The organism is Luteolibacter yonseiensis (assembly GCF_016595465.1).
Lineage (GTDB): Bacteria > Verrucomicrobiota > Verrucomicrobiia > Verrucomicrobiales > Akkermansiaceae > Luteolibacter > Luteolibacter yonseiensis.
In genome coordinates this window covers 1,479,787-1,491,316 of record NZ_JAENIK010000011.1, presented here as the reverse complement: position 1 = coordinate 1,491,316, position 11,530 = coordinate 1,479,787, and the positions used below count along the sequence as shown (strand labels likewise).

General features: G+C 64.7%; 10 protein-coding genes. All 10 read right to left on the bottom strand.

The features are described 5' to 3' along the window. The coding region (locus JIN84_RS15810) for a filamentous hemagglutinin N-terminal domain-containing protein (RefSeq protein WP_200350456.1) at window positions 1-767 on the bottom strand (767 nt) is incomplete at its 3' end. A gap of 324 nt (window positions 768-1,091) precedes the next feature. Next, window positions 1,092-1,751, bottom strand: a complete 660-nt coding sequence (locus JIN84_RS15805) for a hypothetical protein (protein ID WP_200350198.1) — start codon at window positions 1,749-1,751, stop codon at window positions 1,092-1,094. Window positions 1,752-1,760: 9 nt separating this feature from the next. After that, a complete protein-coding gene (locus JIN84_RS15800; protein ID WP_200350197.1) occupies window positions 1,761-3,572 on the bottom strand; it encodes a putative porin in 1,812 nt (603 codons plus the stop codon). Between the two features lie 18 nt (window positions 3,573-3,590). After that, on the bottom strand, window positions 3,591-4,304 hold the full coding sequence (locus tag JIN84_RS15795; RefSeq protein WP_200350196.1) for an energy transducer TonB family protein: 714 nt from the start codon (window positions 4,302-4,304) through the stop codon (window positions 3,591-3,593). A gap of 101 nt (window positions 4,305-4,405) precedes the next feature. Then, window positions 4,406-4,810, bottom strand: a complete 405-nt coding sequence (locus tag JIN84_RS15790; RefSeq protein ID WP_200350195.1) for an ExbD/TolR family protein — start codon at window positions 4,808-4,810, stop codon at window positions 4,406-4,408. A 79-nt stretch (window positions 4,811-4,889) separates the two neighbouring features. Beyond that, the gene (locus JIN84_RS15785) at window positions 4,890-6,746 is read right to left on the bottom strand and encodes a MotA/TolQ/ExbB proton channel family protein (protein ID WP_200350194.1); all 1,857 of its coding nucleotides are present in this window, start codon (window positions 6,744-6,746) and stop codon (window positions 4,890-4,892) included. 52 nt (window positions 6,747-6,798) lie between these two features. Then, window positions 6,799-8,400: a ShlB/FhaC/HecB family hemolysin secretion/activation protein gene (locus tag JIN84_RS15780; RefSeq protein ID WP_200352004.1), complete on the bottom strand. Its 1,602-nt coding sequence runs from the start codon at window positions 8,398-8,400 to the stop codon at window positions 6,799-6,801. A gap of 44 nt (window positions 8,401-8,444) precedes the next feature. Beyond that, complete coding sequence (locus JIN84_RS15775; RefSeq protein WP_200352003.1) at window positions 8,445-9,158, bottom strand: hypothetical protein; 714 nt, start codon at window positions 9,156-9,158, stop codon at window positions 8,445-8,447. Between the two features lie 117 nt (window positions 9,159-9,275). After that, window positions 9,276-10,634 carry a hypothetical protein gene (locus JIN84_RS15770; RefSeq protein ID WP_200352002.1) on the bottom strand — a complete coding sequence of 453 codons (1,359 nt, stop codon included), beginning with the start codon at window positions 10,632-10,634 and terminating at the stop codon, window positions 9,276-9,278. Window positions 10,635-10,669: 35 nt separating this feature from the next. After that, window positions 10,670-11,461 carry a hypothetical protein gene (locus tag JIN84_RS15765; RefSeq protein ID WP_200352001.1) on the bottom strand — a complete coding sequence of 264 codons (792 nt, stop codon included), beginning with the start codon at window positions 11,459-11,461 and terminating at the stop codon, window positions 10,670-10,672. Window positions 11,462-11,530 lie beyond the last annotated feature (69 nt).

Genomic DNA, 11,530 nt, shown 5'->3' with positions numbered 1-11,530 from the left:
TCCGGGTTGTTGAGCAGGCCGCGGCCGATGAGGTTGTCGTTGATCGGAAGGCTCGACGCCGTCAGCGCCCGCGCGTTGACCTGGCTGCCGCCGCCGAAGATGATCCCGTTCGGGTTGATGATGTACACCTGGCCGTCCGCCTTGATGTTGCCGAGGATCTGCGTCGGGTTGCCGCTGGGGTCGGTGATCTTGTTGAAGGCGATCCATTTGCCCGCGTCCGCCCCGCCGGCTTTCTGGTCGAAGTTCAGCGTGGTTTTCTTGCCGACGTTCATCGTCTTCCATCCGAGCAGCGCCTGCTGGGTGGTCTGCTTGATGGTGACGGTGGTCCTGCCGTCCTTGACGGCCTGCACGGGGTTGTGCGCGCCGGTGACGGTGCCGAGGTCGAGCCCGCCGGCGCCGAGGCCGTTGGGGACGTTGGGCAGGGTGACGGTGGGGCGGTTGGGGTTCTTGCCGAGGTTGTTGGCGCCGTTGCGGATGGCGGCGTCGCGCGCGGCGTTCTGAAGGTTGCGGACGGCGGCGAGGGTCCGGGTGGTGCGCGCGAGGGTGTCTTTCGCGCTGGCGCGCGCGGCGTCGGTGGCGGCGGGGGTGGGCGCGCCGGCGGTGGCGCGCGCGGATTTCCCGGAGCGCGGGCTGCCTCCCCGCAGGATGTCTCCGGCGTCCGCGGTGAGCCCGGTGATGGCGAAGGTGAAGCCGATGAAGACGGGGACGCCGTATTTGAAGGTGGTGCCGAAGAGGCCGGTGGCGCGGTGGTGGCGGCGGGGTTTCATGCTGGTGGGCCGGGGTGCGGTGGAGAGTGGGTGCCGTCGGGCGGCGGTGGTTGGAGGGGTGCCGGGTGGCCGGTGGCCGGGTGACTTATGGCCGGTGATCGGCGGAGGGGCTTCCGCCGGATGGCGGGTGGCGGGGTGTGATGGTTTTCCCTGTTTCCGGCGGGAAGAGCGCGGGCTCCGGCGGGGGAGCGCGCGCCCTGTCTTTCCATAACTCGGATGATCCGCCGCCGGGGGCGGCCTTGGATCACCTTCATCATGTTTTTGTCATCTTTATGTCATCTTTTAATGATATGTTTTTAAGATATGCTTTCCGGCATGTCACGGTCACGGGGCCTTGCCGGCGGCGGGGGCGGCGATGCGGTTGTCGAGGATCCGGTCCTTGTAGCCCTGGACGAGGTTCTCGACCTTGACGCGGGTGGTGCCGATGAACGGCTCGCGCGCGGCGAGGGCCTTGCCGAGGGAGTAGTTCTCGAACTTGTCGAGGATCTCGGTGGCGGTGTTGAAGAGGGCGATGTTCTTGCGCTCGCGGTCGGCGAGGGTGTTTTTCGCGGCGGTGAGTTCTCCGGCGAGGCGGGCGCGTTCCTGTTCCTTCGCGGTGGCGGTGGCGGCGGCTTTTTCGTAGCCGTCCTTCCATTTGAGGAGGGCTTCCTTGTGCTGGGCGAGGCTGGCGTCGCGGTCGGCGACCTTCTTTTCAAGCGCGGCGGTGGATTGCTCGGACGCGGTCTTGTCGGCGAGGGCTTTCTTTTCGAGGGCGGCGCCGCGTTTCTCGAGCGTCTCGATCTTCGCGGCGAGGTCCTTGGATTTCTGGTCGGCGGCGGCGGCGGCGGCCTGGGCGTTGGCTCCCTCGGTCTGGGCGGTGCGCAGCTGGAGGGTGACGGCGCGGAGCTGCTCGCGCAGCTTGAGGCCCGGATCGGGTTCTTCGGCGGCGTGGAGGAGCGAGGGCAGCGCGGCGCCGAGGAGGAGGATGGCTTTGAGGAGTTTCATGACCGGTTGTTAGAACTTGGCGTTGATGTCGAACTGCAGGGTGTCGGTGCTCAGCGGGGAGCCGATGATCTCGTCGCTGCTCATCCATTTGAGGCCGACGCGCACGGCGGGGCTGACGGCCATGCTGCCGCCGAGCAGGAAGCCCTGGACGTTGGTGCCTCCGCCGCCGAAGTCGGAGTCGGTGAAGCCGTCGACGACCGCGTCGCTCTCGACGTAGCGGTAGCCGAAGCCGGCCTGCCAGTCGCCGAATTGTTCCATGGCGGGCTTGCCGACGGTGAAGGCGAGGTTCCAGGCGGTGTCTCCGCCTTCGAACTCGCCGGCCTTGCCGGCGGAGCCGGGACCGCGGTTGTTGACGGCCTTTTTGCCGATGGCGCCGTTGTCGAAGGCGATGTTCTTGGTGACTTCTCCGGCGAGGGCGAGGCGGACGGGGTCGTAGGCGTCGTATTCGAGCTTGCCGGTGATGGTGAGGTTGCGGAATTCGGAGGCGAGGCCGTAGTACTGGTATTGGTATTTGGTGCCGAAGTCGTTGGCCGCGGTGGGGACGATGTCGCGCAGGGCCATGTAGGTGTTGCCGCGCTGGGCGAAGCCGGGCCGGGTGCCGTCGGTGCTGCCGGCGTCGCTGGCGGTGAGCGGGGTGTAGGGGTCGGACAGCTTGCCCGAGATGTTGCTGAAGTCGTAGTAGGCGATGCCGAACCTGGCGGTGAGGTCGTCGGTGATCTTCCAGTCGATGCCGATCTGCGCGCCGGTGAGCCACTTGTCGGTGCTTTCGAACTTGGAGGGCTGGTTGGAGGCGAAGTTGAAGTCGGTGTTGTAGACGGGGAAGTAGCCGGCGGTGAAGAAGGTGCCGGCCTTGTCGTTGAGCCTGACTTTCCCGCGCACGGCGAGGCCGTCGAAGCCGAGGTCGTCGTCCCACTGGACTTCGCTGGAGAGGAAGGGGTTGTCGAAACGGCCCATCAGGAAGACGAGCTCCTCGCCATCGCCCGGACCGGCGTCGTAGCTGAGGAAGGCGCGGTCGAGCCAGATGGCGTATTTGGAAAAATTCCCGCCGGAGCCGCCGAGCGTCTGGTTGGGCGAGGTCGGGCTGTTGGTGTCGCCGGTGGCGACGCGCAGGCCGCCGTTGAAGCCGTCCCCGAGCATGATGTCGGTGCCGACGCGGGCGCGCAGGCGGGTGCGCTCGCGGTCCTGGTCGACGTTGTATTGCGGGGAGAACTGGGTGCCGGAGGTGTCGAAGGGCGATCCGGTGTTGATGGCGTTGAAGTTGGGGAAGGCGCCGGTGTTGTCGTTGCCCTCGCCGAAATAGACTCCTTCGTAACGGCCGCGCAGGTCGCCGAAGGGGCGGAATTTATCGGTCCATTCCGGGTAGCGTTTCTCGCTCCATTTCTGTTCGCGGGCCTCGGCGAGGAGCTCCTGCTTGATCTCGTCGCGCATGTTGTTCTTCACCACCTCGGGGATGTAGCTGACGCGCATCTCGTCGGCGGTGGGCTCGGGCGGCAGCGCGGCGATGTCGGCGGCGGCCGCGGCGGCCTGCTGGGCTTGCAGCGCCTGCTGTGCCTCGGCCTCGGCCTGTTGGATCATGGCGGCGGCCTCCTCCTTGCCGAGGATGCCTTTTTCCACGAGCCGGGCGATGAGGTTGACGGTGACGTTGGTGGAGGGGGCGGCGGGCTGCTCCTCCGCGGCTCCGGGTGGAAGTACGGGAGTTTCCGTAGCTGGCACGTCTTCGGAGGGGTTGGCGGGCGCGCTGCCGATGTCGGGTTCCTGCGCGTGGAGCGGGGTGCCGAGGGCGAGCAAAAGGGTGGCGGCGATGGGGCGGATGGAAGACATGGGGAACGGGAAAAGGTGTCAGTTGCCGGGCTTGCGGGCTTTGATGCGGATTTTGACGGAGGGTGGCATTTCGGCGGCGCTGGCCGCGGGCGGTGTTTGCAGGCCGGTGAGGACGCGCCTGACGGCCTGGTCGAGATCCGAACCGGCGGAGGAGCCGATGATGCGGGCGCGGGTGATGGTGCCGTCGGCGCCGGGCCAGAACTCGAGGGTCAGTCCGCTGATGACGGCCTTGCGGGTGACCGGGTCGTTCCTCAGGGCGTTCTCGATGGAGGTCTTGGCGGAGAGCGAGTAGCGGGCGTACTTGTTCCCGCCGCCGAGGCCGCCCTTGCCGCCTCCGGCGCGGCCGCCGCCCCCGCCGGCGGTGAGCCCCATGTCGGGACCGTTGCCGCCGGTGATGTTGGTGCCGAGGTCTTCGGACGGCGGGGCCTCCGCCGGTTCGTCCGGCGGCGTCAGGTCGACGGGCTGTTCCTCGACGAGCTCCTCCTCCGGCTTGTCCTCCTGTGGCGGGGGCTCGACCTTCGGTGGCGGCGGCGGCGGCGGTGGCGGCGGCGGCGGTGGCAGCGTGATGGTGACCACTTCCTGGCGCGGCACGGCCTTGCGCGTGTTTTTCCCACCGTTGAGCAAAAAGGAGAAGAGCCCCCCCACCAGCACGACGGCGAGCATGATGCCGATCAGCAAGCGGTGCTTGGACGGCTTGCGCGCGGGCGGCGGGAATGGCGGGCGTGGGGACATGTGGGAGGAAGTGGAGAGTGGATGGTTGATGGTTGAGAGTTGGAGGAAGAAGGCGGAGGCCTGTTCTTCGTTTCGAATTCAATGCTTGTGATTCAGTGCTTCTACTTCGGCGGCTGGGTGGCCAGGCCGATCTGGGTGATGCCCACGCGGCCGAGCACGTCGAGCACGTCCATGACGCCCTGGTACTGGCTGGCGCGGTCGCCGCGGACGACGACGGGCACCTCCGGCGTGGCGGCCTTGATGGCGGCGAGCTTGGTCTCCAGGTCCGCCAGCGTGACGGTGAACGTGTTGAGCTTGATGTTGCCCTGGTTGTCGATGGTGATGGCCTGCGTCTTGGGCGCCTCCAGCTTGGGCGAGGACGCCTTGCTCGCGCTCGGCAGGTTCACCTTCACCCCCTGCACGCCCGCCGTGGTCATGATGATGAAGATGAGCAGCAGCACCAGATAGAGGTCCACCATCGGGGTGACGTTGATGTCGTCGTAGCTTTTGTCGTCGGCGGAGGCCATGGAAGAGGTTGAGGGTTGGAAGTTGATGGTTGATGGTAAGAGGAGGATATAGGTCCCATGGGTCCTATGGGACCTGTCCTCAGTGAGAAGAACCTCCGTTGGTGTCCGCGCCGGCGGCGGGGCTGTGGAACTCGGCCATCTTGGCGACGAACTCGTCGATGAAGACCTGCATGAGGCCCAGCGAGTTCTTGATCCGCCCGTTCAGGTAGCTGTAGATGAACAGCGCGGGGATGGCCACCACCAGGCCCACCACGGTGGCCAGCAGCGCGGAGGCGATGCCCGGCGCGATCGAGTTCACGTTCACCTCGCCGGACTTCGCGATGATCGCGAAGGTGATCATCACACCCACCACGGTGCCGAGCAGGCCGACATACGGACCACCGGCGATGCTGATGGTCAGGTAGACCAGGCCGTCGGAAAGGCGGTGGCTCTCATGCACCAGCCCCGCGTCCAGACTGGCGCGGATGGCCTGGATGGAGCGGCCGTTGAGCCCCTGCCCGCGGGCGTCGCCCTTGTCGAGGCGGTGGCGGATCTCCTCGGAACCGATCTGGTAGATGTGGTAGAGCGGCGACCTCTCGATGAGGTGCTGCTCGTCCTCGCCGGTCTTGCCGCCGAGCGTGCTGATGCTGGACCGGTCGCCGTGGTCGAGCGCGGTCAGGTCGGTGGACAGGTGCTTCCATCGCTCGAGGAAGACCTTGGTGCCTTTTTCAATCGAGTTGAGATAAAGGAATTTCCGGACGGCCACCGTCCAGCCGATGACGATCATGATGGCGCACACGCCGATGGCGATCCAGCCGTCGAACATCATGTTGTTGGCGATGTCGCCGAACAGCGAGAGGTGCTCCATGAGGTGGCTCTGCTCGCCGCCGCCCTCGCCGCCCTCGCCGCCCTCGCCGGCTCCCAGCACCACGGTCCGCTGGGCCGCGTCCGTGGAACCCTGGTTCACCGCGGCCAGCTTGATCCACGCCTCGGAACGCGCGGTGGTGGAGAGCGTGAACTCGTCGACCTCGCCGGCGAACCCGGAGTTCTCCGCGCCGAGCGTGATCGGCGCCGCCAGCGCGGGAAGGCCGGCGGCAAGCGTGGCATACGGCGCGCCGTTGACGAAAAGCTGCAGCTTCGCGCCATCCGCGACGAGCGCAAGGTGGCTCCAGGTATTCGCCGCGACAGGCGCTCCGGCGGCGCTGGCCTGCGTGCCGAGCCTGATCACCGGCACCCCCTGGTTGAGCAGGAGCTGGAAAGAGGACGCACCCTCGCCACGGCTGAGCAGGACCGCGTTGTCCTGCAGCGCGGCGGGCTTGATCCAGGTGGAGAGCGTCAGCGCCTGGCCGGCCTTCCACTCGAGCGACGGCGACTGGGGCAGCGTCACCGGCGTGGCCAGCAGGCGCAGGCCGTTGCCGATGAGCGAGCCCTCCGCCGTGGTCGCCGGGGCCGTCGCGCTGTTGTTGTTCCCCGTGGTGTCGGCCGGGGCCGCGCCACGTCCGGCGAAGTGCCAGACCAGCGCCGTGTCCGCGTCATACGCCTCGGCCGCCTTCGGGCCGGCGTCCGGCGCCGGATTGCCGGAATAAAGATGGATCGTCGTCTTCCCCGACGCCCCGATGTCCGGCACCTTCACCCACACGAACGCCTCGTTGAGCAGGTTGTCATAACTCTCGATCTGGTGGCTGAGCGCCGTCTTCCCGTCCGCGGCGATGAAGCGCAGGTCGCTGCCATCCTCGCGGGCGCTGGCGAACGGGAAGTTCCCGTCCGACAAACGCACCAGCACCGTGGCCGTGCCGGGCGATCCGGGAAGAGCCGCGGCGTCACCCGAGGTGTCGAGCGTGAGCGTCTGGCGCTTCGTCCAGGCGGGGTTCCACCACGCGGCTCCGGCATCGCCGGCGGCGATGCCTGCATGGGCGAGCAGAAGCGAAACGGGGAGAATGAGGGCGGGATGTTTCATGTGGGAAAAATGAGGAAAATGAAGGAGGTCGGCGGATGCGGGCAAGGGGTGGTCAGAAGTCCGCCCAGCCACGGAAGGTCACCCGGACGTCTCCGGACTCCGTGTCCGTCTGGCTGATGAAAGGCACGGCCAGGTCCACCGAGCCGTTGTAATGATCCGCGAACTTGAAGCGCGTCCCAGCGCCCGCGCTGGCCAGACCGAAACGCTTCCGCTGGCCCGGCAGCGGGTCATAAATCCCCACCAGCCCCGCATCCACGAAACCATGGAACCGCCACTCGTTGGGCGTCGTCCCAGGCTTCGCTTCGGACCCGCCGGTGAGCGGCCGCGTGCGGTACTCCACCGTGCCGAAGACACCGTTGTCACCCAGCGACGTCGCCTCCAGGTAACCCCGCACCGTCCCCAGGCCGCCGCCGGAGATCTGCTCGTTGTTCACCAGCGGCTTGTCCGCCAGCTGGTACTGCACCTTGCCGAAAAGCTGCGAATCATCCCGCAGATCGCGCGTGTGCGCCACATCCCCGCGCAGGAACACATAACTCCCGTCCGCGTTGTAACGCTTGTTCGCATAATCCCTCTCCCCGCTGCCGATGCCCCGCAGGTGCAGGTTCAGCGAGGTATTCGCCTCCGTGAACGCCTTCTCCGCCAGCCACGTCGCCCCGTAATTCGCCGAAAGCGGCCAATACTCGATGGCGGTTTCATCGATGGTGAACTGTTTCTTCCCCAGGGAAACGACCTCGTCGGAGAAATGCTTGTAGTCGAGGCCCAGCGACAGCGTCTGGTAAAACTTGTCCTGTGACGGCAGGTCGATGAGCGCCTGCAGGCTCACCGTGTGGCCGCGGCCGATGCTCGCCGAGCCGCCGACGATGGCCACATCGCTGTCCTGCTTGGTGCCCTGCAGCATCAGGCTCACGCTGTCCGAAACCCGCGCCAGATAATAACCCGAGAACACCTTCGCGTCATCCGTGTTTTCCGGGGCCACCTGGAAATTGAAACCACCCGTATGCCCCAGCTGGTAGAGATTGCCATGGCTCAGCGACCCGTTCAACCGCAGCGGCGTCGTGTTCGAACTGTAACGGTTGTTGAGCTCCAGCGAACCATGCAGCGGATTCTTGTCCTCCACGTTCAGATCGATGTCCACCGTCCCCGGCACCACCCCCGCGCGCAGCTCCGGCGTCACCCGGCGGTCCGCCAGACGGTTGAGCGCCACGATCTCCTTCTCCACCCGCTTCATGTCCGGCACGTTCCCCTCCGCCAGCGACGGAGCGTCCGCCTTGATCCGGCTCGGCAGGAAAAACCGCGCGCCATTGACCCGCAGGCGCCCCACCCTCGCCTCCGCCACCTCCAGCCGGATCACCCCGCGCCGCGGATCCTGCTGCGGCACCACCACCGAAACCGTCTGGAAACCGCGGTCGTGATACGCCTTTTCCAAGGCCACCCGCGCCGCCTCCACATCATCCGCCGAACGCCCCGGCCCGAGATACGGATACACCGCCTCCTCCACCGCCAGCCGCGGCAGCCGCGCCGGGCCCGTGACGCGATATTCACGGATGTTGAATAAAACGCCTTCCTGGCCTTGGGCGTTTCCCATGGCGATCAGTATGGCGAAAGGAACAATCCGGAGCCATCCGGCGTGTCCTGCTATGTTAAAAAATTTCATCAATGGGAATCTATGGTAAGGTATCTCATCATTGCCGCCTCCATTCACTCGCTATGGCTCTCCCGGAGGACCTTCTGAACTTGATCGTATGCATGCCACCCCCACTTGGTACGGAAGAGCTCCTGCTCGTAGGACAATCCCTGCCAACTGGCGGTGCCTTGAGGCGGGACTTCTGTTCCAGGGGTCGCAACCACGTCGGAAGCAGCAGGCGTTTCAGGATTTGGCAATGGTGAAAAATTAATGGAATCGGGCGACGAGGGGACGGCATCAACCGCGAGTGACAGCATCACTCCGGAGGTGCCGGAAACCTGGCGGGAATCCTCCACCGTCACACGGCGGCCGAAGGCGGTTAAAGAATGTCCGGCTGGCTGGGGATCAATCACCCTGCTTTTCATGGTTGTTTCAAGCTCATTGAAAGCCGCGATGATCGGATCGGGACCAGCGTCCCCACGATGTGCCGCCTGTTGGGAGATTGGGTCATGGCTGCCAGCGGGCAACATTTCCAACTGATGCGATCCATGCATGGAAGCGGCATGGACCAACAATCCGGATCGGGCTCGCGAGGGTTCCTCATGAGATATTGCAGCCTCAATCCGTCCGGAACCCGGCAAGGATGATCCAATACCAATCCTCTTTGTTTCAGGATTGCGATTCACCGATACCGCGTCCGACGGCGCGGTAAGCTTCAGGGCCAGCAGGACCGCAGCAAGCAGAATCCCTGTTCCAATCATTTGAAAGAACTGGCGCGACAGCTTCATGCGGTGTTCGTCTGTGTGTATCTGGAGAAAGGTGGAGACTTGGGCACCGGCCCGCGGCATTGCCGCCGCAGGCCGGTGGAGCGAATTCATCGGTTTTCCATCAGGCTATGACCGGGATTATTTCGGCACGACGAGTCCACCGTCGGTGGTGCGTCTCACCTTGAAGGTGCCATCGTCAATGATACCACCACCGGCGACGGCGTCGGTAGATTTGATACGGTCGCGCAAGGCATTCGCGAAGGCCAGCTTGACTCCCTCAAGACCGCTCTGTGGTTTGATGATCCGGTTGTAGAGCCATGCGGTGTATCTGCCGGTTTTCACGTTGGTAGTGGTAAGCTCGACGCCGTTGTAACTGAGTGCCACACCACGGTTGGCGGGAGGAACCACACCATTTCCACCAAGGATGCGGTTGGTCGCATCACCGGGAGTGACGTAGCCGAGGTAGTAGCCGGCGGTGGCGTTCGGGTAGAGGAACTGGGGAAGTCCGCTGTCCTCATCGATGTATTTCCCTTTGTAGGCATCCGGTCCGAGTGTCACGGTGAGATTCTGCGCGAGCAGCGCTCCGGAACTGAAACCACCGCTGCCAAGCGGGCTGAAAATGCCGCTGACGGTTTCCACCGGCCACAGTTCCTGGGACTGGACGACACCGCCATAAGTGATGGTGCCGACGGTTGTCGGCTGCTGTGCTTGGAAGAAGGTGGGCTGCCACACGCGGACAGCGGTGCTCGTGCCGAGGCCGACCTCGGCATAAGCGCCGAAGCGCTGGCCGGCGTCGGTATTCCGTCCGATGGCGTAAACGATCTTGTTCGCGTCGGCATCGTGGTTACCCGTGAAGAGCGAAAGCGGAACCGCACCGTTGGTGTAAAGCAACTGCGCGAGCTGCGTGGTGATGTTCAGTCCGGACGGGAACCCCGGGCTGGCATAGAAACCGAGCGGAGAAACACCGACGTTTTCCTCGACGACGGGGTTATAGGTGGTTCCTTCGTAAGATCCGTTGAAAGGGGAGGTCGCTTGGAAATTCGTGGAGAATCCGAAGTCCGCGGTGTGAAGCACATAATCCGTGTCTTTCACCGCCGATCCGCTCAGAGGGTTCGTCACGGGGCCGTTGCCCGTGCCGTCGGTCACGACGAAACGCTGGTCCGTGTTCCCCGCAATGGCGGCGATGCCTGCCAGCGCTCCCGAGTAGGAAACCTTGATGACGACAGGGGTGGTTCCGTATTCCGGGTGGGTATAAGTTCCGTTCCATGCTCCGAAGTTCGAGGCGGCGACATCGGCCAGATTCGCCGACGAACCACTCGTGGTGATTCCGGTTCCGCGGTAGGTCCAGTTCGAACCCAGCAGGTTGGAAATCGCGGTCTGCGTCGCGGTGCGGTCACCGTTGGATGCGACGATGTGGATGGTGACGGTCTGGGCCATGGCTCCCCCGGTGGCGACTGCCGCCAAGGCTCCGATTGCGATGAGGTGTTTGAGTTTCATAGATATGAGTGGGTGATAGTGTTTGGTGTTTGGAATCAATGGGTGGGACGGCGGCGTCTGCCGGCGACGATCAGGAGCGAGCCCGCCACGCCGAGAAGGGCGGATGATGGTTCCGGAATGGCGGCGGTGAAACTGACCACCCCGGAGTTGCTGATCGAGAACGCACCGGGATTCGTGACACCCGTGCTGCTGATCCGGTAGAGATCGAGCGACGTCCCGGCGGTGCCGCCACCGAAGTCACCCTCGATGCTGGACCACGTGCTGAGTGATCCGAAATCGTTGGTGCCGCCCGTGGAGACTTGTTTGTTATAGCTGGAAGCACCGTCGGAATTCGGCTGCAGCACGGCGAACGCGCTGTTCGCGGTGGCTTGCCTGCCTTGATAACCATTGGTGCCCTGAAGCACGCTGACGATGTTGGAAGAGGTTGTGCCGCGTGAGATCTGGTCGAGCGCCGACCACCCCGGTGCGGATGATTCCCTGGAGGCATACACCGTCGGGTTCGCGGTGTTGGAAACCCCGAAGATCCCCCAGAAGAGGTCATTCCGGTTGCTCCAGTTCGCACCGAAGGTCGCCACAAGATCCGCGCCGATGTCTCCCAGGCTGTTGAGTGAAATGCTGGCACCCGGAGTAAGATCCCGGAACTGGGAATACTGCCCCAGGTTCACAAGATAGGATGTGCTGGCCCCGAGATTGCCGCTTGCGCGAAAACCAAGGAAGATATCGTTGTTCTGAGGAGTCGCCACCACCGCCGCCCGGGCGGGAGCGGTCGCGAGAACCGCAGCCAGCACGGCTGAGCCGAGATAGGGGATGTTGCTACTGAATTTCATTTGTCTGTTGAGTTGGTTTTGGCAGGCGGACCGTTGATTCCGGTTCGGGAATCAGGCGCACCATGCGGG